The sequence below is a fragment of the Marinobacter sp. NFXS9 genome, from assembly GCF_040148665.1.
GTDB lineage: Bacteria > Pseudomonadota > Gammaproteobacteria > Pseudomonadales > Oleiphilaceae > Marinobacter_A > Marinobacter_A mangrovi.
The window spans coordinates 1-22,038 of the sequence record NZ_JAGDDW010000014.1; the positions used below are offsets into that span (position 1 = coordinate 1).

The following is a 22,038-nucleotide window of genomic DNA, read 5'->3' on the forward strand; positions in this document are numbered from 1 at the left end:
CAATATCGAGCCCAATTACTGACACTGTCATTGGCCCCCTCCTTATGGCTCTCGTTGAATTGTTCGCACGATCAACCATGGCACATCGATGCCGAAGAGTGGGAGGGGACCATCCCATCAGCTACATGCTCGAGTTGACTGACGCTTCAAGACGAATCAGCGCCCACAAAAAAGCCGCTCGGCGAGGAGCGGCTTTTGCGAAATCAGGCGGCTGATCAGCTGCCGGACAGCGAGGTATCGGAAGGATCGATTTCCATCTGCTGGATGGCAATAACCGCCTGGGTCCGGTTGCGCACACCCAGCTTGCGGAACACCGCCGTAATGTGGGCCTTGACCGTCGCCTCGGACACATCCAGATCGTAAGCGATCTGCTTGTTCAGCAAGCCTTCGGCCAACATCCCCAGCACCCGGAATTGCTGCGGCGTGAGGGACGCCAGCTTTTCGGAGAAGTCGGTGACATCCGCCTGCATGCGCTCCAGCTTTTCAGCGACGCCGGCCGGCAACCACACTTCGCCATCCAGCACATCGCGAATCGCGCCGGTGATTTCCGGCAGCGGTGCGGATTTGGGGATAAAGCCGGAGGCGCCGTAATCGATGGAGCGACGCATCACCTGCAGTTCTTCAGAACCGGAGACGACCACCACCGGCAACCCGGGATACTGACCGCGCATGAACACAAGACCGGAAAAGCCGTGGGCGCCCGGCATATTCAGGTCCAGCAGCACCAGGTCAGCGTCGGGATGTTCCTCGACCGCGGCCTGCAACGTCTTGATACTGTCGACCTCCACCATCTGGGCATCCGGCACGGCCTCGGATACGGCCTGGCGCAGAGCCGCCCGGAAGAGCGGGTGATCATCGGCAATAATTATCTGCTGAACCATCGGGCGTTTGGCCTCCTTCATGACTTCTTGGCGGAAACGGACATGATGGATGCCGCTCCCGTGCGTTGAGTGAATGATAGCACGCGCAGGGAACACTCTGACCAATTCCCCGGATAGACAAAAGCCAGCAGACGCTGGTAACGCCTGCTGGCCCGAAACAAATCACGGTCGCCGACGACTGTCAGATGGCGACCGGGCAAGTCCGCTTACTTGAACTCGCGATGTTCGATCAGCTCGTCCACCACACCCGGGTCGGCCAGGGTGGAGGTATCGCCCAGCTGATCGTGCTCGTTGGCGGCGATCTTGCGCAGGATGCGGCGCATGATCTTGCCGGAGCGAGTCTTCGGCAGACCCGGCGCCCACTGGATCACGTCCGGTGATGCGATGGGGCCGATCTCCTTCCGCACCCACTGGACCAGCTCCTTGCGCAGCTCGTCAGAAGGCTCCTGCCCCTGGACCAGGGTGACGTAGACATAGATGCCCTGCCCCTTGATCTCGTGCGGATAACCGACCACCGCGGCTTCTGCCACCTTGTCGTGGGACACCAGCGCGCTTTCCACTTCCGCCGTACCCAGACGGTGACCGGAGACGTTGAGCACGTCATCCACACGACCGGTGATCCAGTAGTAGCCGTCTTCGTCGCGGCGCACACCGTCCCCCGTGAAATAGCGGCCTTTGTAGGTGCTGAAGTAGGTCTGCTTGAAGCGTTCGTGATCACCGTAGATGGTGCGCATCTGCCCCGGCCAGCTGTCGAGCATCACCAGGTTGCCCTCAGTCGCGCCTTCCAGGATGTTGCCGTCGTTGTCGACAACCGCCGGCTGGACGCCGAAGAACGGCAGCGTGGCCGAGCCCGGCTTCAGGTCGATCGCGCCCGGCAGTGGCGAAATCAGGATGCCGCCGGTCTCGGTCTGCCACCAGGTATCCACGATCGGGCACCTGGAGTTGCCGATGACCCGGTAGTACCACTCCCAGGCCTCCGGATTGATCGGCTCACCCACCGACCCGAGCAGCGTCAGACTCTCGCGGGTGGTATTGGCCATGCAATCGTCGCCCTGGGCCATCAAGGCGCGGATGGCCGTCGGCGCGGTATAGAGCACGTTGACTTTGTGCTTGTCGACCACCTGCCCCAGGCGCGACGCATCCGGGTAGTTCGGCACCCCTTCGAACAGCACGGTAATCGCACCGTTGGCCAGCGGGCCATAGAGAATGTAGCTGTGGCCAGTGATCCAGCCAAAGTCAGCGGTACACCAGTAGACGTCGCCCTCGTGGTAGTCGAAAACGTACTCGTGGGTGATCGACGCATACACCATGTAGCCACCGGTGGTGTGCAGGACACCCTTGGGCGCACCGGTGGAACCGGAGGTGTACAGCATGAACAGCGGATCTTCCGCGTTCATCGGCTCCGGCGGGCAATCCGCGGAGGCGCTCTTCATCAGGTCTTCGTAGCGGGCGTCCCGGGATTCATCCCAGGGCACGTCGGCGCCGGTGCGGGTCACCACGACCACGCGCTCGACATCCGGCACCTTGTCGCTCTGCAGCGCCTTGTCGACGTTCTTCTTGAGCGGGATGGTCCGACCGCCGCGTACGCCTTCATCCGCCGTAATCACGAAACGTGACTGGCCATTCTGGATACGGGCCCCCAGCGCTTCCGGCGAGAAGCCGCCAAAGACCACCGAGTGGATGGCGCCAATCCGCGCACAGGCCAGCATGGCCACGGCGGTTTCCACGATCATCGGCATGTAGATGGTGACCACGTCGCCTTTGCTCACGCCCAGCGTCTTCAGGACGTTGGCAAACTTGCAGGTCTCGGCGTGCAACTCGCGGTAGGTGACGTGACGGGACACCGAGGGCTCGTCGCCTTCAAAGATAATGGCCGTCTTGTCGCCCCGCTTTTCCAGGTGACGATCCAGGCAGTTGGCGCTGGCGTTGAGCTCGCCGTCTTCAAACCATTTAATGGACAGGTTGTCGTAATCGTAGGTGGTGTTCTTCACCTTGGTGTAGGGCTTGATCCAGTCGATTCGCTTGCCGTGCTCGCCCCAGAAAGCCTCCGGGTCCTTGACCGACTGTTCGTACATCTCGTCGTATTTGGCTCGATCAATGAGGGTGCGCTTCTTGAAGGCATCGCTCACTGGATACACAGATTTGTGTTGTTCTGTCATCGTGCTCCCCTTACTTATGGATCGGATTTATCGTTATTGGAATCGTCGGAACCATCAAGGCGCCTGCGCGAGGCACTGACCGGGCGCTGGGTTTGGTTGCCCCGGTCCTGAGATCGGCAGGCCGTGTAGGCGGCCTATCGGGCAGCGTTGCGCAGACCCTCTCCATTTTCCGTTAGTTCAACACGGTGCCTCTCACCGGTTGAATTAGACTAACGTACTATTAAGACAAAACTTTGTAGGCGGCCCAAAGGGTTACCTGAGCCACCTGATACGGATTTGGACACGCCAACAAAGCATAGTTCCTGAGGACGCGGGACGACAAAACCCGGACCGCAAAAGGCCCCGTTTGCCAGGCAACCGGCAGGCAACAAAAAACCCCGGCGCGAGGCCGGGGTTGAAAGAAGACACGGCGGAAGGCTCAGGCGGCCTTGCGCTGCTTGCGGGTCTTGAGCCGGTAGAGTTTGCGCTCGCTCAGCGCGTACTTGTTCAGCCCCGCCAGGTGGATCTTGCGCAGGTAGGTCGGCCAGTCGATGCGACGTGCATCCACCGGGAACAGATTACGGTCCAGCTCCCCCATTCGATCGGCCAGTTCCAGCAGCTGCGCGTTGTCGAACACGTAATCCGGTGCCGTGTAGAAACCGAAAATGGTGGCCAGCGACAGCGTCGTGTCGATGTTGCGCAGGGCCTTGAGCTCACGCTCGCTGCCGGCCAGCTTCAACGCCTGGTTGAACACCTTCAGCGGCAGGCGTGCACCACTCATCATGGTGTCGAACAGACGACGATTGACGGCAATGAAGGGTTTCCGCGGCTGACGATAGAACAGCTTGTCGTAGGTGGCGTAGTTTTCTTTGGCCTCCGCCATCAGGTGGTCGATGAACTCGCCCAGGTTGATGGGATTGCCCGAACCACTGCAGCACTGGTAGATCCGGTGCGCTGTCGGGGCACTCAGGCTCTCTGCCAGCGACAGGATAATGCTGTTGCCCACCAAATCTGCGGGAATGACATCGATGATGCCGCTGCGTTTCCCCGGGAAGAGGGCCACTTTCTCACGGGCGTAGGCAAGGATGATCGCATCGGCCACCTTCACCCCTTCAATCCAGCCTGGAGCCGGCTCTTCCAGGGCGCTCTCAATAATGGAGGGGCGCAGGACGGTCAGTGAGGACGCTTTCAAACCACGGGCGAGGATCTGCTCCCCCATCCACTTGGTGAAAGTGTAGGTATCGCTCCAGCCATAATGGTTGGCTTCGCGGATGCCCAGTTCCACCAGTTTCTTTTCCAGCACCTGGCCGGAATACCGGGCCTTCACGTCGGCGATCTTGTCCTGCAGCAGGTGAATCAGTTCGTCAACCTCGTAGGCGCCCTCGCTGTCCCGGCTGATGCCGCCATGCGCCGGGCTGACCGTCGCCTCGCGGGCCAAACCCGGATTCATGCCATTGACGTAGCAGGTCGATACCTGAACCACGGGCAACTCGCCGCCGGCACGGGACAGATCGATGATATTGTTCAGGCACAGGGCGTTGATCTGGAGGGCCTTGTCCAGCTCCTCCCGAAAGTTGACGCTGGCTGCGGAATTGATGACCGCGTCCAGGCGGCCGGCCAGCTCCTGGAAACGGCTTTCCGACAGCCCGAAGTGGGGTTCGGTCACCTCACCGGTGACACAATGCACCTTCTGCTCCAGGAACAGTTCGAAGGCATCCTGATCGTCCATTTTCAGACGCTCAAAAACAGAGGAACAGGCAATCTCGTTGACGAAACGATCCTCCGCATCCGGGTGTCGGCGGTTGCCACGGATCAGGAGGTGAATGCCCCCAATATCCGGTACGGCACGGATCAATTTCTCCAGGACCACCTTCCCCAGGAAACCGGTTGTTCCGGTAATCAGCACATGCTTCCCTTTCAGTGCCTTCAGAACATTCGAACCGCTGTTTTCAACGGTGTACGGCATGACGAAACTCCTTCTCGATATCACAAGCCAGTGTCTGATGAATAACTTGAGGAATGCATCAACCAGGCCAAAACCCTGAAATCGATGCACACATAACCGCCATACTTCCTAAGTTGCTGAATCGGGGGAAAGGATTTTCAGGCAACATACACATACGCCGGGACACCCGCATCCATTCAGTCAACGCTATTGGCCTTTAAGGCCATTTTACGGTGCACGCCGTGACAAATTGGTGACCTGAAGCAAGAAACTGCATCAGGTTGGAACACGTTACTAGAAATGTGAATTAGCGTCAGTGAAAGGTCGGCAATCTTGCGCGACTGCTGAAACCGATTGGTAATAAGGAAAGGTGAACTACTTCTTTCGTCGGTCTGACGAGGCAATCGAGTCCAGCCAGGCGTCGAGGGACACGTCGCTCGGCTGGTCTTTCAGCGCGCGCAACAGCGCATCCTGACTGCCGAAGCGCACCTCATCGTAGCGGGGTTCCTGGCGGGCCCGCGAGGCGTCGACGGCCGGAGCGGTCGGCTGGGGATCGATCTCTCCCGCCAGGTGGCGCAGGTGAGCGGCAAAGTGCGCACGCTGGGAGTCCGGAAGGCGCTCCCACGCCATCGATGCCAGGCCGGTCTGGATGATTTCGATGGTGTCTTCGTTCATCGTGCGCCCGAACTGGGCAAAGCAACTGGTCAGGGCTTCATAGCGCTGGATCGGCGATGTGTCCGAGGCGTTGAGCAACTCATCCAGTTCCCGGGTCCACTCACGCCAGCGGGTCGGCACATCCGCAGGCTGGGCCGGTGTGGGCGAAGGTGTCACTTTTACCGGCGCCGGGTTACGACGCTCGGCCAACCGGTTCCAGTAGGCCGCAAAACCGGCCCGGCGCGGCTCAACTTGCTCGAAACGCACCTTGACCATGTCCGCCAACACCCGGAACTGACGGCAGGACGGGTCGGATTCCGCCAGGGTCGCCACCGGGCGCTGGGTCGCCACCGCGTGTCGCAGCGTCTCATCCCGCCAGATGGCCCCCAGATAATGCGGGGAGATGTCCAGGTGGCGCTGGGATGCAGCGTAGAACCGCTGGAAGATCGACTGGGCCTGGCTGGCGCCCCGCGCCATATTAATGAGGATACTGGGCGTGCGCCGGTAACCGCGTCGTTTGAGCACCTTTAGCAAAGAAAAGGCGTCGGTGAGCGATGTGGGATCGGGCGTCACCACCACGCAAGCCAGCGAAGCACTGGCGATCATGTGCATGACGTTGGCCTGCAGCCCCGCAGCCGTATCGATCAGGATGTAGTCGTAGCGCTTCTCGAGCGACGCCAGACCGCGGAAGATCGACAGACGATCAGACGGCGCGATCCCCATACAGCGCTCCACGCCCGACGCCCCGGGCAGTATATGCAGCCCGAACGGCGCCTCGAAGATAGCCTCCTCCAACGTGCACTCACCGGAGAGGACATGTTCCAGTGTCCGGCCCGGATATTGCCCCAGCATAATGGTGACGTTGGCGAGGTCCGTGTCACCGTCCAGCAACAGCACACGGTTACCCTGACGCGCGAGGACCAGGGCGAGGTTCAGCGCGACGGACGTTTTACCCACGCCACCTTTACCGCCGGTAACGGCGAGGATACGCGGGGACGCTGTAGGGGATTCCGTGTGTCCAGCCATGGATCGACAATCCACTTTGCCAACGGTGAGCCGGCCCTGAGTGCAGCCGGTCCGGGAAGTTGATGTCTGGATTGTACAGGCCTGCCGCACGGATGGGACAGGCTTTAACTGCACATAGTCATGAAAAAAGCTCAGGATTTACGCGATTTTACAAGCAACATGCCTTGAATTGGGTCAAAATGTGTACAATTTCTCGTTGATATTCCATATGAAACAGCTAAGCTCCATCGTCAATAACGATATAATGTATAAAGCGTCATAACTTATGACCCGGGCTCATATCGAATTACCGGCCGACGGTGAGCTGCCCAGCCTGCCGCAGGTGGTCCTGCGTGCATTGGAAGCCTGTCGTGGCGAGGCGGATTATCGCGAAATCGGACGCATCATCAGTGCCGACACAGCCCTGTGTGCCCGGGTGCTGGCGCTCGCCAATTCGGCCCTGTACGGTCGGCCGGGTGAAATCAATTCCATTGAGCAGGCCTTGCTGCGCCTGGGTACCAACCAAATCCAGGCGCTGATCATCACCGCCTCCCTGCGCCAACTGCTGTTCGACCTGGGCACCGACCGCTGGCAGCAGCTGAGGGATTTCTGGCGTCACTCCCTGACCACCGCCCTCACCGCCCGGGCCCTTGGCCGACTGACCGGCTATCCGGATAACGAAGAAGCGTTCATGGTGGGCGTGCTGCACAACGTCGGCGAGTTGATCGCCCTGCGTCAGCCCGCCGGCGACAACCATCAGGCCCTGCTCGACAACCAGATCGAGATGGGCGCCCGCCTGGCCGAGCACTGGGGGCTGGGCCAGATGGCCACCGACGCCATTCGCTATCAGCAGGTGCCGGCCCGGGAGATCCGCGACGCCAGCCACCTGGTGAAACTGATCAATCTCTCCACGCGCCTGGCCCTGTCCGATTCCAGCGGGATCGAGGCTGCCCAAACCATTTTCGGCCTCACCAGCGCCCTCACCCGGGAAATCTGTGCCCGCATCGAGCGGGAGGTGTCCTCAGTGGCCCAGACCCTGGAGATACCGCTGGATGGCCCGTTTGATGGCGAATCCGCCCATCGCCGCCTGTTCAACCAGGTGGTCCGTTCAGCACTGGTGGATCAGGCCCTGCAGACGCTGCCCGCCCAGTCCACCGATACCGAACTGTTGGCCACGGCCCTGCGCAACCTGGTCACGCTGACCGGCCGGCCAGGCCTCGCTTTCCAGGAGCATGAAGGCGTACTGCGTCTGCTGGCCGCCACCCGCAGCCGACCGCCGCACATCGAAGTCCCGCTGGACAACCCGCGCAGCCTGGTTGCCCGGGTAGCAACACTCTATGAAACGGAAGTGCTGGCAGAAGATCATCGAACCGTCCTGGACCAGCAGTTGCTTGACCTGCTCGACTGCCCATCCATGATGTGCGTCGCCGTGCACGGCAATGGCCGCTGCCACGGCGTTTATGTCATTGGCCTGGACGCCACCAGCGACGCCGAAGACAGCGAAGTCCTGCTTGACCTCTTCGCCCGCCGCGTGGCCGGGCTGGCTGACACGCTGGAGCTGGAGAGTCCGGCCCGCGGCGATGAGACGCTGGAACAGCTGGCCCACCGCATCGAACTGCGCAAGCGCGTGCACGAAATCAGCAATCCGCTCACCATCGTGCGCCAATACATTTACCAGTTGCAGGGTAAACTGGCTTCCCTGGACGGGGGCGAGCGCGTGCAACCGGACCTCCAAATCGTGCGGGAGGAAATGGACCGGGCGGTTGCTCTGCTGGAGCGCATCAGCGAAACCGACCCGCCAGGCGTCGATGACAATGGTCCGACACTGGAGCTGAATACCGAGCTGACCCTGCTCTGCGAACTCTTCGAGGACGCCCTGTTTGCGCCCGCGCACATCGACTGCAAGCCGACGCTGACGGCCACCAGCACCGCTATCCGGGCGACGCGCGGGCCGGTGCGACAGCTGATCATGAACCTGGTACGCAACGCCGTCGAGGCGATGGAAGAGGGCGGCGAGCTGCGCCTGCACACGGCGGCACCGGTCTGGCAGGACGGCCGTCAGTGGGTGGAACTGCTGATCGAGGACTCGGGCGATGGAATTCCCGCATCCGTCAGGAGCCACCTGTTCAAACCGGTGCGCTCTACCAAGGGCCCGGCCCACAGTGGCCTGGGACTGAGTATCGTCAAACAACTCATGGATGACATGGAAGGTATCATCAGCTGTAAAACAAGTGACCAGGGCACCAGCTTCCGTCTCTTGTTGCCTGCAGCAGCAGACTCTGGAAAATACGACCGGGAAGCCAATGAAGAACCAGGGCATTAACACGAACCGCTTCCGGTTGCCCCAACAGGACGGGCTTAGGCCATGATGTCGGACCGACTGCAAGAAATCAGTACCATGGAGGCGCGCATCCTTGTTGTGGATGACGAGCCCAGATTATTGCGTAGTCTGGTGAACCTGCTCGAGGAACAGGGGTTCATTGCCGTGCCGGCGCTGGGCGGACGCGCCGCCTGTGAGTTGCTCACCCGGGAGACTTTCCAACTGGTGATGCTGGACCTGCGCATGCCGGAGGTAGACGGCCACCAGGTCATGCAGTTCATTCAGGACCGGAAAATCGAGACGCCGGTGATCGTGGTCAGCGGCGAGTCGTCCTTCACCGCCGTCAGTCGGGCCCTGCGCCGCGGCGCCGAAGATTACATCAAGAAACCGTTCGATCCCGAAGAGCTGTTGGCCACCGTCGGCAATGTGCTGCAAAAGCAGGCCCTGGCCTGGGCCCACCGCAACGTACAGATGCGCCTGGAAAAGTCCGAGGAACTGCACCGGTATATCGTCAACACGTCCCCCGATATCGTCTTCATGCTGGACCGCGAAGGGCGGGTCTGCTTCGTCAATCGCAAGATCGAGGCCCTGCTGGGTTACCGACCGGCGGAACTGATCGGACGCCATTTCCGGCACCTGATCGACGAGCAGGACGTGGCCCGCGGCACCTATGCCCTGCAGGATCCGGCCATCAGCGCGGAAAACCCCCGCACCTTCGAGATTCGTCTGAAAACCCGCGGCAGCCGCAAGGCCAACCGCTATTTCGAGATCACCGCCTTCCCGATCGGCGACGACAGCGGTCAGTTCCTGCCCCACGAGATCCGACGTTCTCACACCAGTGATCCATGCATCTATGGATCGGCCCGTGACATTACCGAGCGCAAGGAAGCCGAAGCCTTCATCAACTTCCAGGCCTACCACGACCTGCTGACCCGCCTGCCCAACCGGGCCCTGTTCAAGGACAGACTGATGCTGGCCATCACCCAGGCCCAGCGCAGTCGTCAGAAGCTGGCGGTGATGTTCCTGGACCTGGACCGCTTCAAAGTGGTCAACGACACGCTAGGCCACGCCATGGGCGATCGTCTGCTGCAGGCGGTCACCCAACGCCTGGAAAGTTGCCTGCGCAAGGGCGACACCCTCTCCCGCTTTGGCGGCGATGAGTTCACGCTGCTGCTGCCCGCCATCTCCACCCACAACGACGCCCGCAAAATCGCACGCAAACTGATCAGCGTGCTGAAGGAACCGTTCCAGCTCGGGGAGCATGAGGTGTTTGTCGGGGTCAGCGTGGGCATCGCCATTTTCCCGGATGCTGGCCAAACCATGGATCAGCTGATCCAGTGCGCCGACATCGCCATGTACCACGTCAAAGCCGGCGGCAAGGACGGTTACCGCTTCTACAGCGAAACCATGAGCATCGATACCGCCAACCGCCTGAGCCTGGAGCGGGACTTGCGCCAGGCCCTGGTGAACAGGGAGCTCTGCGTCCATTACCAGCCCCAGGTGGCCTCGGATACCGGCGAGGTGGTCGGCCTGGAGGCGCTGGTTCGCTGGCAGCACCCAGAACGCGGGCTACTCTATCCCAGGGATTTCCTGCCCCTGGCCGAGGAAACCAAACTGATCACCGAGCTCAGCGAGTGCGTCCTGGATACCGCCGGCCGGCAGATGAAGCAGTGGATCGACGATGGCCATCACAACCTGCGACTGGCCGTGAACCTCTCGCCCTTGCAGGTGGACCACCCCCGCTTCGTGCAGAATCTGATCGCCCAGCTCAAGGCGATCAACTTCCCCCCGGAAAATCTGGAAATTGAGATCACAGAAAACGTGATCATGAACGATCTGGAGCAGATCAGCCGCAAACTCCAGGAATTGGCCGAGCATGGCATCCGCATCGCCATCGACGATTTCGGTACCGGCTATTCCTCACTGAATTACCTGCACCGGCTGCCGATCCACACCCTCAAGGTGGACCAGTCGTTCGTACGGGGCATCCGCAGCGGTGAGGACGGCGCCTGCATCGTCAACGCCATCGTCGCCATGGCCCACGGCCTGCGTCTGGACATCGTCGCGGAGGGCGTGGAGACCGACATTCAACTCGCCTATTTGCGCAATTTGGGTTGTCAGCAGGTACAGGGCTTCTTCTACGGTCCTGCACGACCGGCCAGCGAAATCAATACGTTACTCAGCTCCCGTGCGCCAATCCAGGCGGTGGTCTGATCTCAGGTAGCGAGCCCGGATCTGCGTCAATTCGCCGGACTGGCGCAGCTCGACAATCCTCTTCCGGACGAATTCCCGGAATCCCGGCGGCCAGTTGATATCGATCACCAGATACAGCGGAAAGTCCGGAATCACCGCACTGAAATCCAGCCAGCGCAGGCAGGCGGAGCCCGCCTCTGGCATCGAACGGATGTGGTATCGGAGCCGGGCTTCCATCTCCACGAAACCGTCAGCCCGCCCCAGGCTCACCAGCTTGATTCCGGCTTCGTAACGATCGATCGGAATTTGCCGGAGGTGTCCCTGGGAGGCGGCCGTATCCAGCGACGGGTACTCGAAATTGCGCAGTGTGACGACGCTCAGATCCTGCAGATCGCTCACATCTAGAATGTGGTCGGGAATATTCTGGCGGCAGGTCAACATCACGTGATGGGTACGGAGGATCGGTTCCTCCACAAACAGCCCCCGATTACCAAACGTCTTCCAGGGTACCGCGTCGTAAGCAATCCAGTTCTGCACCTCATCATCCGCTACGACCCGGCGCAGACGGTTTACCGGATAGACCATGGGATTGACGGTATAGTCCGAGCCGGCAAAGATCGCGTCGACAATGTCCGAGACGATGCCACCGTCACTCTCGCCGTTCTCGACAATCTGGAATGGGCGGGTCTTGTCCTCGACAACGAGGTAGTTGACGAGGGTTTGTGCCTGAATCTGCGCCGCGAGCAGCAAGCCTGAAGCAACCCAACCAGCGAGCCCTGCCCGCCGACGTGCCCGGCAATCGGACATACCTATCACCTTGACCCTTACGGACTGAAGTGACGACCGGCCGGTGAGGGGCTGCCCTTCCTGCGCATCCGCACCGACCTTATTCCTGTCAGTCTTGCACCGATTCCGGCGATTCGCTACTGAACCCCGACATTTCCTGTCAGGCGTCATGCGGCTCTCAAAAAGGATTGTCCGACATTCCAATAGAAATTCTTGATTGGGTTTGCAAAGCGTAGCTTCACGTTAACTTTTGTATCGTGAAATGAGGGGTGCTGCACAAAACTCGATCGAGGAGTTTTCTAACCTTTCCACAGCAACAACAAAACAGATTCACCGCTCGCCCCGACATGTGAACAACAAGAGCCACCTGATTGGCCGGGACGACGGTTTCCCTCTGACTTGGACAGGCAGTGACGACAATGCGCGACAAGTATAAATACATCGGTCCCGTCTACGATTTCCTCAGTAACCTTTACAGCGGCAAGAGCATCCACCGTTGCAAGACCGCCATGCTGGACATTGAGACCATCCAGCCAGGCACTCGCGTGCTTTTCGCCGGCGTTGGCCACGGCCGGGATGCAATTCGCGCCGCCGAATTGGGCGCCGAGGTCACGGTGGTCGATCTGTCGGCCACCATGCTGCGCAAGTTTGCCGAAGCCCAGCAGAAAGAAGCACCGGGACTGAACATCAACACCATACACAGCGACATCATGAAGATTGACGAGACCGGGCAGTACGACATGGTTGTCGCCAACTTCTTCCTCAATGTGTTCGACGAGGACATGATGGTGACGGTCCTCGAACACCTGATCAGCCTCGCCCGGGACGATGGTCGCGTCGTGGTCGGTGACTTCAGCTACCCCACCGGCAATCCCCTCGCCCGACTGTTCAAGAAGCTCTACTGGTATGGCGCGGTCTTTACCTTCTGGCTGCTGGCCAACAACGCGTTCCACAAGATCTACAACTATCCGGAACACATGCAGCGGCTGGGTCTGAAGATCACCGACAAGAAGCACTTCAAGCTGCTGAACATGAACTGCTACTGGTCGATCCTGGGCGAGAAGCAGGCCTGATAACAACAACACGGACACGCCGGCCCCCAACAACACAACAATCGGGCCGGTGAGAACAGTGGTTTTTCGGGAGACATTCAACATGACTGACCAGATCCTTTCCCTGGACCGGTTGGCCGGGCTGCAGGAAGAAGGCCGCCTGACCTTCTCCCAGCGCGTGGATTACCTCAAGCAGCATGGCGCCCATTCCCAGTCGTTCTCCACGCTGCAACCCAACATGGATTACTTTGACCTGCCGGGCGTCGGCTACATCGCCTACATGCGCAAATGGGGCATGACGTTCGTGCTGTCGGATCCGGTGGCGGCACCGGAGCACTTCGAGCTGATCATCGAGCAGTTCCACGCCCGACACCCCAACGCCAGCTACATCCAGGTGTCCAAACCCGTGGTCGACATCCTGCACCGGCGCTATGGCCTCTACGGCACCCAGTTTGGCAGCGAGTCCCGCATTGATCTGCAGAAATGGTCGCTGTCGGGCAAGAAGAAGCAGATCATCCGGACCGCCGTGAACCAGGCCCAACGCAACGGCGTGACGGTCATGGAGCGTTTCAGCGATGATCACACGCGTGAGATTTCCGAGGCCTGGATTCGTACCCGCAAGGTGAAAAGCAACGAGATCCGGTTCCTGATCCGGCCGATGGAAATGGACTACCGGGAAAACGAGCGCCATTTCTACGCCTACGAGGACGGCAAGGCGGTGGGGTTCATCTACTTCGACCCGATCTACCAGAACAACCGGATCATCAGCTACGTGCCGAATATTTCCCGGGCGAACGCCGAATTCCGCCAGGGGCTGTTCTACACCCTGATGGCCCATGCCATGGAGGTGTTCCAGAGCGAGGGTGTTCCCTATCTGGATCTCGGCCTGATTCCGCTGTCGCTGGACAAGACCGCCGAGCCCCAGGAAGCCAAACTGCTGAAGAAGATCCTTCACGGCCTCTACGCTAAAGGGAACTTCCTCTACAACTTCAAGGGACTGGAGTTCACCAAGTCGCGTTTCCGCGGGGAATCGTTCAAGACCTACTGCTGCCATCAGCGTGTCCTGCCCACACTGGAATTCATGGCAATGCTCAAACTGACCCGGGTGGTGTAACCCGAGCTGTCAGGACGTTTCTGAAAGGCCCGGCCACTGGTCCCAGACCAGGCCGGGCTGCAGCCCCAGCCGGGGCAGGAAGGCATCGAGCGCCGCCGGCGCGGCCCCGGAAAACCGGGCAGCCAGACCCAACTCGCCCTCATCAAGAACGCCGTCCGCATCCAGGCCGGCTTCCTCCAGCAGGAACGCCACGCGCCGTGCGATGGCCTCACCCGAATCCACCCAATGGCGCACGCCCGGCAGCACCTGCGCCAACTCTTCGCGGATCAGCGGGTAGTGCGTGCAGCCCAGCACCACGGTATCCACACCGGCCTCGCCCAGCGGTTTGACCGCCTCTCGCAGCGCCTCCAGAGGCACCGGTTCTCCCGCCACCTTGTCTTCTGCCCAGCGTACCAATCCGGAATGCCCCACCCGGGTGACCTCACAGTGCGCGGCAAAGCGCAGGATCAGGTCATCGGTATAGGGGCGGCGCACCGTCGCCGGTGTCGCCAGCACGCCAAGACGCCCATTCTGCGTCAGCGCGGCCGCCGGCTTGATGGCGGGTACAACGCCGACAACCGGAATCCCCAAGCGCTCCCTAAGGGCCGGCAGCACCACGGTACTGGCCGTGTTGCAGGCCACGACCACCAGGTTAACGGGCACATCGGTCATCAGCCGCTCGACCAGTTCGACGCAACGGTGAATAACCGTGGCTTCCGGCTGGTCGCCATAAGGAAACCCGGCCGTATCGGCCAGATAGGACAGGCGCACAGCGGGCAGGTGGGCGCGGAGGCAGGCAGCAATACTCAGACCCCCAACACCCGAGTCGAACACAAGCACGTGGGGCGCATTCACGACGGGCGACGCCCCTCCGCGAGGGCTCGTTCGATCAGTCGACCGGCGATGGTATAGCCCGGGGGAACCGGTGGCAGCTGATCCGGAGCGAACCAGTCGGCGATGGCCAGTTCATCGGCCTGCAACCGAAGGTCGCCGCCGTTGTAATCGGCAAAGTAGCCCAGCATCAATTGATGCGGAAACGGCCAGGGCTGGGAAGCCTGGTAGCGGATGTTGGTCACCTTTAGGCCCGTTTCCTCCATCACTTCCCGCTGCACCGCTTCCTCGGCACTCTCACCGGGCTCGATGAAGCCAGCGATAAGACTGTAGAAACCATGGGTGTGACGGCTTGAGCGGGCCAGGAACAGGCGGTCGCCGTCGCGAATCAGCACGATCACGCAAGGGGCGAGGCGGGGATAGAACGGAATGCCGCAGTAATCACACCACTTGGCCCGCTCCCGGTCGTGCATACGGGTCGGGTTGCCACAGCGGCCGCAAAACCGGTGATCCCGCTGCCACTGCAAGACCTGGCTGGCCGTGCTGAGCAACGAGGCCTGAGCCTCGTCGACGCTGAACAGCGCGTCACGCAGGCCCACGGTGCGGTCGTCTTCGGTCTTCTCGGCCAGCGCCACAAACACTCGCCGACCATCCAGGTGGCCGAGGAACACCGGCCTTTCACCCGCCAGGCGCGCGTCTGGCGAGGCCGCGTCATGAAGCCAGCCATCCTCGGCGCGAACCACAGTTTGCCCTCGGGCCAGAACCAACCCATCGCCCGATTCGGGCGGCTTTTCCGACCAGCCGGGAGTCCAGACTGCCATACGCCACTCTCTCTCGCTGCAAGCAAAACAATCCCGCAAAGGTACCACAGAGTCGGTCATGCCGGGACATTTTGCCGCCGTTTGAGGTCGGCGCTTTGCGCTGCAGGAACGAGCAAGTAAACTTAGCCCACTTAACGGTTGTACTGGAGTCTGCATGCGACTTTTCCCGGGTCTTAGCGACCTGTTCTTTACGCTTTTTCGAAAGATCCTGTTTTTATGGGTACGCACCAACGTCATGGGTGCCAGCCGGGAACAGCTGGGTCTGGATCCGGATAAGCCGGTCTGTTACGTGCTGCAGTACAGCTCCCTGTCGAGCCGGCTGGTCCTGGAGCAGGAGATCCTGCGGGCCGAACTGCCCTCTTCACAGGCCCCGTTCCCTGCCGAAAAAGGCCCGCGTCGCTCGTTCTTCTTTCTGTACCAGCGTGCTGGCGGACTGTTCCGGCGCCGGCACTCGCCGGCGTTGACGCCGCGCATCAAGCAGATCACCGCCATGGCGCTGCACGATCCCTCACTGGACATCCAGATCGTGCCGGTCACCCTGTTCTGGGGGCGCTCGCCCGACAAGGAAAAATCCCTGTTCAAACTGCTGCTGTCGGACACCTGGTCCGTTGCTGGTCGCCTGCAGAAATTCCTGATCATCCTGGTCCACGGCCGCAACACCTACGTCCAGTTCAACCGCCCGATTTCCATCCAGCAGGTGGTCAACGAGTTCCGCGATAATGAAGAGCGGGCCACCCGCAAGCTCGCACGCATCCTGCGCACCCATTTCCGCCGGGTCCGTCAGGCCGTGCTGGGACCCGACCTGTCCCACCGGCGAACCCTGGTGGCTGAACTGGTCAAGACACCGGCCGTGAAAGAAGCCATCCGTGAAACCGCCCGGGACAAGGACCTGCCGCCGGAAAAAGTCCGCGCCAAAGCCCTGAAGTACGCCGACGAAATCGCCGCCAGCATGTCCATCGTGACCATCCGCTTCCTGGAGGTGGTGCTGTCCTGGTTGTGGAACCGCATCTACAACGGGGTGGCGGTCAACAACATCGAAGTGGCCCAGGACGTGGCCAAGGATTACGCCGTGGTCTACGTGCCCTGCCACCGCTCTCACATCGACTACCTGCTGCTGTCCTACGTGCTTTACCGCAACGGCCTGATGCCCCCGCACATTGCGGCCGGGATCAACCTGAACATGCCCATCGTGGGTCCCATCCTGCGGCGCGGCGGCGCCTTTTTCATGCGCCGCAGCTTCAAGGATAACCCGCTCTACGCCACCGTGTTCAACGAGTACATGCACGTCATGTTTTCCCGCGGGTACTCCGTGGAATATTTCGTGGAAGGTGGCCGCAGCCGGACCGGTCGAATGCTGCAACCACGCGCCGGCATGCTGTCGATGACGGTGCGCAGCTACCTGCGGGACCATCGCAAACCGATCGTCTTCGTGCCGGTCTACATCGGCTATGAAAAGGTCATGGAGGGTCGCAGTTACCTGGGCGAACTGCGTGGCAAGAAGAAGCAGAAAGAAAGCATCTTCTCGCTGGCCAAGACCGCCCGCAAACTGACCAACTCTTTCGGCAAGGTCGCGGTGAACTTCGGCGATCCGATCCGTCTCAGCCAGGTGCTGGATGACGTGCATCCGGCGTGGCAGGAAGAAGCCTACGACGCCGACTACCGCCCCCGCTGGCTGAACCAGGCCGTGGATGTCCTGTCGGATCGTGTGGCCGAACACATCAACGCCGCCGTGGCCGTGAACCCGATCGGCATGCTGGCGACGGTGCTGCTTTCGGCGCAGCGCCTGGCCATGGACGAGCGGCTGCTGGTTCGGCTGATGGACGAATTCTGCGACCTGATCCGTTCGGCACCCTACTCGCCACACGTGACCTACCCGGAAGGCACCGGCACGGACTGGATTGCCTACGGCGAAAACATGGGCCTCATCACCCGCTACAACCAGGACCTGGGCGACATCATCGCCCTGGAAGGCAACAACGCCATCCTGATGACCTATTACCGCAACAACATCCAGCACCTCTTCGCGCTGCCGGCCCTCATCGCCAGCCTGTTCGAGAACTTCTCGACGCTCAAGCGCGAGCGCGTGGTGTTCCTGGCCAGCTCGGTCTACCCCTACATCAAGTCCGAGCTGTTCCTGCAGTATTCAGACGAGGCGGTCGATCCGGTCATCGAACACTGGATCGATGTGCTGGTCGAACGCCAGCTGCTGACCCTGGACGGCGATCGCGTCTGCCGGCCGGCGGATGGGACCGAGGCAGCACTGCGGTTGCGTGCCCTGTCCCGCTTCATCATCCAGACGCTGGAGCGCTACCACATCTCCATCGCGATCCTGCGTAAGTACGGCTCCGGCCGGATCTCGGCCAGTGAGCTGGAGGAACAGAGCACCCTGATGGCCCAGCGCATGTCGATCCTGTTTGGCGTGAACGCACCGGAGTTCTTTGACAAGATGCTGTTCCGCAACTTCATCAATAACCTGCAGACCAACGAGATTCTCACCACCGACGAGAACGACCTGCTTTGCTATACCGAAGGGCTGGATGAAGTGGCGGAAGACGCCCGGCTGGTGCTGAACCTGGAGAAGCGCCAGGCGATCCAGCAAGTCACGATGCTGGGCGCCTGACGCACGGCCGCAGCCGCTATGGCAACGCTTTCAGGGCGTAGATGTCGTAGCGGCTGCTCTTGCCTTCCAGTTGCGTGGTCGGAGGCGGCCCCTCAATCGTCGGCGCCTTGCGCGGCCGCTTGACCACCACCCGGTAACGCGCCTTGTCCAGCGCCGCAGCCAACAAGGACGGTGCATCGTCGTCGTCCCCGACGATGGGCCGGAACAGTGCCATCTCCTTTTTGACCAGGGCCGACTTGTCGCGGTGCGGGAACATGGGGTCCAGATAGATGACATCCGCCAGCGGGCCCGGCCGGGATTGTATCCAGTCAATACTGTTGCCCGCTTCCAGGCGCATCCGCGCCACCAGCGGCGCCGCGTGCTCATCGCCCGCCCCGCGCGCCAGCCCATCCGCCAGCAGCGCATGAATGACCGGTGAGCGCTCCAGCAGGGTCAGCTCGCAACCCAGCCCCGCCAGTACATAGGCATCCTGGCCGAGCCCGGCGGTGGCGTCCAGAACATGCAACGGTTCACTGGCTCGCTTCAGGCCAACCGCCTTGGCCACCAGCTGCCCGGCGCCCCCCCCGTGTTCACGGCGGTAGCCGGCCTTGCCGGAAACAAATTCGGCACGCACCGGGCCAGGCACCTTGCGGCCCGTCATCTGCAGCGCCAATCCGGCTTCGTCCAGCCAAAGCAGGACCGGTACGTCACTTACACGGCGTGGGTCGATACACTCAAGACAGGGTAATGAAAGCTCGTGCGCCAGTTGTTGGGCACGTTCAAGGAAAGCGCTGTCGCCGCAGGCGACAGCCAGGGAAGAAGAAGTCATCGCAATGGCTTAAACGTGAATATCAATGCCCGCCAGCTCGACATCGCCGTCATCACGCTGGCTGGCCACGCCGTTGAAAACGTCGAGTGCGCGGGCATTACGCGCGGGAATGTCGTCGGCACGAAACTGCTCCAGCTTGGCGTCCTCGGATGCCTGCCGGGCCTGGACTCGTCGTTCCAGCCGCTCCGGATCCACCGTATCGCGTCGGGGCGACTGCTCCGAGACGACACTGTTCCGGTTGTTGTCACGCGCCTGAACCTCCGATTCCCGCTGGGCAGCGCGATCGGACGGTAAAGGCGTGTAGACGTTGGAATTGATCCCGCCAATCATGGACTGATATTACCTGAGAATCTCATCGAGTCAGATTCGGTCACAATACCACCAAAAGCAACACGGCGCCCAGTAACAAACGGTAAATCACATAGGGCAGGAAACCGAGTTTCTCGAGGAAGCGCAGGAACAGATGGATACACAGCAAGGCGCTGACAAACGACACGCCCGCCCCGATCAGGACATCCGCCCACTGGGACTCGGTCCCGGTCTGCGCCAGTTCGATGGACTTGAGCAGGCCGGCGGCAATGATCAGGGGAATCGACAGCAAAAAGGAGAAGCGTGCAGCGGCATCACGCTGGTATCCCAGGAACAACGCCGCCGTCATCGTGATGCCCGAACGCGACGTTCCCGGAATCAGCGCCAGCGCCTGGGCCAGACCGATCAGCACCGCATCCCGCCAGCCCAGGCTGGGCAATCCTTTCTCGCGTTTCCCGGCGACATCTGCCCACCAGAGCACCACGCCGAACCCGATGGTCGCAATGGCAATCACCAGCGCAGAACGCAACTGGGTCTCAATGACGTGCTCAAGTGCAATCCCGGCCAGACCGGCGGGGATCGTCGCAACAATAATCGCCCAGGCCAGCCGACTGTCTTCGGTCAGGCGACGGTGGGCGGTATCACTGAACCAGGCGCCGGTCAGCCGCATGACGTCCTGGCGAAAATACCAGACCACGGCCAGGAGCGTCCCTACGTGGACAGCCACATCGAAACCCAGCCCCTGGTCGCTCCAGCCGAGCACTTGCGAGGGAAGGATCAAATGGGCAGAACTGCTGATGGGGAGAAATTCGGTCAGGCCTTGGATGATGGCCAGGGCAAACGTATGCCAGAGTTCCATGAAAACGGCTTCCTGCTTGAGATGGACAGCACCGGCTTCAGACGCGCAAACACCTACGGATACCGCCCAGCGGCATCCGGGTTAGCCCGTCGTAGAGAGGGCGCGCTATCGTCCCGGCAGTTTCTTCCAGGTTATTTCGTCCCGAACGTAGACCGGAGCCGCCTGCTCGGCAGGTACGGTCGGGCCGTCGGGCCAGTCAGCCACCGCCAGGGTGGCGATGTCCGCGGCCAGAGGATACCAGTCCGGATGGGTCGCCAACATTGCGGCTCTGACAGGTTCGGGCATCTGATCCACGAGATTCCAGCCGGAACCGGCACCCAGCCAACGGCTGACGTCACCGGATAACGCCACTTGATCCGGTGGGCAGACCCGCTCCTGAGCGGTGGATTGTACCCGACCTTCAAGGATGCAATAACAGTTCCAGTAGACCTCGCTCATGCGCGCATCGAAAGCGACGGCGATGCCATCGCCCTCACCGGCAACGCCGGTTCGCAGGGCCCGGGAGGCCACAGCGGCAAGGGAGGAAACGGGGACGACCGGCAGGTCGAGCCCAAAGGCGAGGCCCTGCACCACACCAGTGGCGATGCGCAGCCCGGTAAAGGAACCCGGACCGCGGCCAAAAGCCAGGGCGTCCAGCGCCGCAAGGGCCACACCACTTTCATCCACCAGCTCCCGGATCATCGGCAACAGGTGCTGGGTATGGCCCCGTGGCGACCGGATGGCACGCTCGAACAGCGTGCCGTCTGTCCAGAGGGCTGCGGAACAGCCCTCGGCGGTGGTATCCAGTGCCAGTAGTTTCATGCGAACGCCGGTTTTAACAGCCGATCGGGTCGGCCGCCTTACTGCAGTTTGTTGAGGATCTGATCGCGGATTTCCGGCATGGTGCCAATGCCGTCCACCCGGACGTAGGTCGGTGCTGCGTCCGCGTCCTGCCTGGCCCAGTCCTGGTAGTAGCCGATCAGGGGCGCGGTTTGATCGTGGTAGATCCGCAGGCGATTGCGCACGGTTTCCTCGGAATCGTCGTTGCGCTGGATCAGCGGTTCGCCCGTCTCGTCGTCCTTGCCCTCAACCTTGGGCGGATCGTATTTGACGTGATAGATGCGGCCGCTGGCTTCGTGCACGCGACGGCCAGACAGTCGGCTGACGATTTCCTCGTCGTCGACGGCAATTTCCACCACGTAGTCGATGACCACACCTTCCTGCTTCAGCGCTTCAGCCTGGGGGATCGTGCGCGGGAAGCCGTCCAGCAGGAAGCCGTTTTTGCAGTCTTCTTCCTGGATCCGGTCCTTGATGAGCGCGATGATGGTCTCGTCCGGCACCAGACCGCCCGTGGCCATGATTTCCTTCACTTCCAGGCCCAGCGGGGATTCCGCCTTCACGGCAGCCCGCAGCATGTCGCCGGTGGAAATCTGGGGGATACCAAACTTCTCGGTAATGAACTGGGCCTGGGTACCCTTACCTGCGCCTGGCGCGCCCAACAGAATGATTCTCATAGTGGAATTGCTCCCGTTTATCGATGAAATCGTCGTGCGGAATCGGGAGGATGAACCTGCAACCGATCAAACATCGCACACCGCGCCTGCCCCCATTTGGGTGTCTGACAGACGGGCACTTTTATTCTTTATCGCCGGCCGCTCATGGCGAACCGATCCGGAATCTGAGATGGGTCGTGACGACGGTGTCCCGCTCTTGCAGGCCGCCGCAGCCTCAACCCGAGCCCCTG

17 protein-coding genes are annotated in these 22,038 nt (G+C 61.2%); 5 read left to right on the forward strand and 12 right to left on the reverse strand.

Features of this window, described 5'->3' with window-relative positions; translation table 11 throughout:
* Positions 1 to 215 precede the first annotated feature (215 nt).
* From J3364_RS18070 to J3364_RS18085, 4 genes are all read right to left on the reverse strand, one after another.
* Entirely contained in the window at positions 216 to 881 is a 666-nt protein-coding gene (locus J3364_RS18070; RefSeq protein WP_349559604.1) for a LuxR C-terminal-related transcriptional regulator, read from the reverse strand.
* A 206-nt stretch (positions 882 to 1,087) separates the two neighbouring features.
* Complete coding sequence (gene acs / locus J3364_RS18075; RefSeq protein WP_349559605.1) at positions 1,088 to 3,040, reverse strand: acetate--CoA ligase; 1,953 nt, start codon at positions 3,038 to 3,040, stop codon at positions 1,088 to 1,090.
* Between the two features lie 418 nt (positions 3,041 to 3,458).
* Positions 3,459 to 4,985 carry a fatty acyl-CoA reductase gene (locus J3364_RS18080; RefSeq protein WP_349559606.1) on the reverse strand — a complete coding sequence of 509 codons (1,527 nt, stop codon included), beginning with the start codon at positions 4,983 to 4,985 and terminating at the stop codon, positions 3,459 to 3,461.
* 354 nt (positions 4,986 to 5,339) lie between these two features.
* Entirely contained in the window at positions 5,340 to 6,644 is a 1,305-nt protein-coding gene (locus J3364_RS18085; protein ID WP_349559607.1) for a MinD/ParA family ATP-binding protein, read from the reverse strand.
* 265 nt (positions 6,645 to 6,909) lie between these two features.
* On the opposite strand from J3364_RS18085, the gene J3364_RS18090 reads away from it, so the two are divergent.
* Together J3364_RS18090 and J3364_RS18095 are read left to right on the forward strand one after the other, a co-directional pair.
* On the forward strand, positions 6,910 to 8,946 hold the full coding sequence (locus tag J3364_RS18090; RefSeq protein WP_349559608.1) for an HDOD domain-containing protein: 2,037 nt from the start codon (positions 6,910 to 6,912) through the stop codon (positions 8,944 to 8,946).
* 42 nt (positions 8,947 to 8,988) lie between these two features.
* On the forward strand, positions 8,989 to 11,157 hold the full coding sequence (locus tag J3364_RS18095; RefSeq protein WP_349559609.1) for a putative bifunctional diguanylate cyclase/phosphodiesterase: 2,169 nt from the start codon (positions 8,989 to 8,991) through the stop codon (positions 11,155 to 11,157).
* Here the strand turns inward: J3364_RS18095 and J3364_RS18100 are convergent.
* Entirely contained in the window at positions 11,119 to 11,943 is an 825-nt protein-coding gene (locus J3364_RS18100) for a substrate-binding periplasmic protein (RefSeq protein ID WP_349559610.1), read from the reverse strand. The genes J3364_RS18095 and J3364_RS18100 overlap by 39 nt on opposite strands.
* A 398-nt stretch (positions 11,944 to 12,341) precedes the next feature.
* Here J3364_RS18100 and J3364_RS18105 point away from each other — a divergent pair, with 398 nt between their 5' ends.
* Together J3364_RS18105 and J3364_RS18110 are read left to right on the forward strand one after the other, a co-directional pair.
* Positions 12,342 to 12,995: a class I SAM-dependent methyltransferase gene (locus J3364_RS18105; protein ID WP_349559611.1), complete on the forward strand. Its 654-nt coding sequence runs from the start codon at positions 12,342 to 12,344 to the stop codon at positions 12,993 to 12,995.
* Positions 12,996 to 13,077: 82 nt separating this feature from the next.
* Complete coding sequence (locus tag J3364_RS18110; protein ID WP_349559612.1) at positions 13,078 to 14,088, forward strand: DUF2156 domain-containing protein; 1,011 nt, start codon at positions 13,078 to 13,080, stop codon at positions 14,086 to 14,088.
* Positions 14,089 to 14,097: 9 nt separating this feature from the next.
* On the opposite strand, the gene murI is transcribed toward J3364_RS18110, so the two are convergent.
* Positions 14,098 to 14,922 carry a glutamate racemase gene (gene murI / locus J3364_RS18115; RefSeq protein WP_349559613.1) on the reverse strand — a complete coding sequence of 275 codons (825 nt, stop codon included), beginning with the start codon at positions 14,920 to 14,922 and terminating at the stop codon, positions 14,098 to 14,100.
* Positions 14,919 to 15,719 (reverse strand): NAD(+) diphosphatase, encoded by an 801-nt coding sequence (gene nudC, locus J3364_RS18120; protein WP_349559614.1) that lies wholly within the window; start codon positions 15,717 to 15,719, stop codon positions 14,919 to 14,921. Before nudC ends, murI begins: the two co-directional genes overlap by 4 nt.
* A gap of 154 nt (positions 15,720 to 15,873) precedes the next feature.
* Here nudC and plsB point away from each other — a divergent pair, with 154 nt between their 5' ends.
* The gene (gene plsB, locus J3364_RS18125) at positions 15,874 to 18,339 is read left to right on the forward strand and encodes a glycerol-3-phosphate 1-O-acyltransferase PlsB (RefSeq protein ID WP_203142534.1); all 2,466 of its coding nucleotides are present in this window, start codon (positions 15,874 to 15,876) and stop codon (positions 18,337 to 18,339) included.
* Positions 18,340 to 18,355: 16 nt separating this feature from the next.
* On the opposite strand, the gene J3364_RS18130 is transcribed toward plsB, so the two are convergent.
* The 5 genes from J3364_RS18130 to adk all read right to left on the reverse strand — a co-directional run bounded on the left by J3364_RS18130 (position 18,356) and on the right by adk (position 21,808).
* A complete protein-coding gene (locus J3364_RS18130; RefSeq protein ID WP_349559615.1) occupies positions 18,356 to 19,147 on the reverse strand; it encodes a class I SAM-dependent methyltransferase in 792 nt (263 codons plus the stop codon).
* 9 nt (positions 19,148 to 19,156) lie between these two features.
* Positions 19,157 to 19,477 carry a UDP pyrophosphate phosphatase gene (locus J3364_RS18135; RefSeq protein WP_123635807.1) on the reverse strand — a complete coding sequence of 107 codons (321 nt, stop codon included), beginning with the start codon at positions 19,475 to 19,477 and terminating at the stop codon, positions 19,157 to 19,159.
* A gap of 40 nt (positions 19,478 to 19,517) precedes the next feature.
* Positions 19,518 to 20,315 carry an undecaprenyl-diphosphate phosphatase gene (locus tag J3364_RS18140; RefSeq protein WP_349559616.1) on the reverse strand — a complete coding sequence of 266 codons (798 nt, stop codon included), beginning with the start codon at positions 20,313 to 20,315 and terminating at the stop codon, positions 19,518 to 19,520.
* A gap of 105 nt (positions 20,316 to 20,420) precedes the next feature.
* The gene (gene tsaB / locus J3364_RS18145) at positions 20,421 to 21,116 is read right to left on the reverse strand and encodes a tRNA (adenosine(37)-N6)-threonylcarbamoyltransferase complex dimerization subunit type 1 TsaB (protein WP_349559617.1); all 696 of its coding nucleotides are present in this window, start codon (positions 21,114 to 21,116) and stop codon (positions 20,421 to 20,423) included.
* A 38-nt stretch (positions 21,117 to 21,154) separates the two neighbouring features.
* Positions 21,155 to 21,808 carry an adenylate kinase gene (adk, locus tag J3364_RS18150; RefSeq protein WP_349559618.1) on the reverse strand — a complete coding sequence of 218 codons (654 nt, stop codon included), beginning with the start codon at positions 21,806 to 21,808 and terminating at the stop codon, positions 21,155 to 21,157.
* Positions 21,809 to 22,038 lie beyond the last annotated feature (230 nt).

What these genes read in the sequence shown, in the direction of transcription:
- J3364_RS18095 (WP_349559609.1), top strand. Translation starts at nt 8,989, where the DNA reads ATGATGTCGGACCGACTGCAAGAAATCAGTACCATGGAGGCGCGCATC.
- J3364_RS18105 (WP_349559611.1), top strand. Translation starts at nt 12,342, where the DNA reads ATGCGCGACAAGTATAAATACATCGGTCCCGTCTACGATTTCCTCAGT.
- J3364_RS18070 (WP_349559604.1), bottom strand. Translation starts at nt 881, where the DNA reads ATGGTTCAGCAGATAATTATTGCCGATGATCACCCGCTCTTCCGGGCG.
- J3364_RS18135 (WP_123635807.1), bottom strand. Translation starts at nt 19,477, where the DNA reads ATGATTGGCGGGATCAATTCCAACGTCTACACGCCTTTACCGTCCGAT.
- nudC (WP_349559614.1), bottom strand. Translation starts at nt 15,719, where the DNA reads ATGGCAGTCTGGACTCCCGGCTGGTCGGAAAAGCCGCCCGAATCGGGC.
- J3364_RS18140 (WP_349559616.1), bottom strand. Translation starts at nt 20,315, where the DNA reads ATGGAACTCTGGCATACGTTTGCCCTGGCCATCATCCAAGGCCTGACC.
- acs (WP_349559605.1), bottom strand. Translation starts at nt 3,040, where the DNA reads ATGACAGAACAACACAAATCTGTGTATCCAGTGAGCGATGCCTTCAAG.
- J3364_RS18090 (WP_349559608.1), top strand. Translation starts at nt 6,910, where the DNA reads ATGACCCGGGCTCATATCGAATTACCGGCCGACGGTGAGCTGCCCAGC.
- J3364_RS18110 (WP_349559612.1), top strand. Translation starts at nt 13,078, where the DNA reads ATGACTGACCAGATCCTTTCCCTGGACCGGTTGGCCGGGCTGCAGGAA.
- J3364_RS18080 (WP_349559606.1), bottom strand. Translation starts at nt 4,985, where the DNA reads ATGCCGTACACCGTTGAAAACAGCGGTTCGAATGTTCTGAAGGCACTG.
- J3364_RS18100 (WP_349559610.1), bottom strand. Translation starts at nt 11,943, where the DNA reads ATGTCCGATTGCCGGGCACGTCGGCGGGCAGGGCTCGCTGGTTGGGTT.
- tsaB (WP_349559617.1), bottom strand. Translation starts at nt 21,116, where the DNA reads ATGAAACTACTGGCACTGGATACCACCGCCGAGGGCTGTTCCGCAGCC.
- plsB (WP_203142534.1), top strand. Translation starts at nt 15,874, where the DNA reads ATGCGACTTTTCCCGGGTCTTAGCGACCTGTTCTTTACGCTTTTTCGA.
- adk (WP_349559618.1), bottom strand. Translation starts at nt 21,808, where the DNA reads ATGAGAATCATTCTGTTGGGCGCGCCAGGCGCAGGTAAGGGTACCCAG.
- J3364_RS18085 (WP_349559607.1), bottom strand. Translation starts at nt 6,644, where the DNA reads ATGGCTGGACACACGGAATCCCCTACAGCGTCCCCGCGTATCCTCGCC.
- J3364_RS18130 (WP_349559615.1), bottom strand. Translation starts at nt 19,147, where the DNA reads ATGACTTCTTCTTCCCTGGCTGTCGCCTGCGGCGACAGCGCTTTCCTT.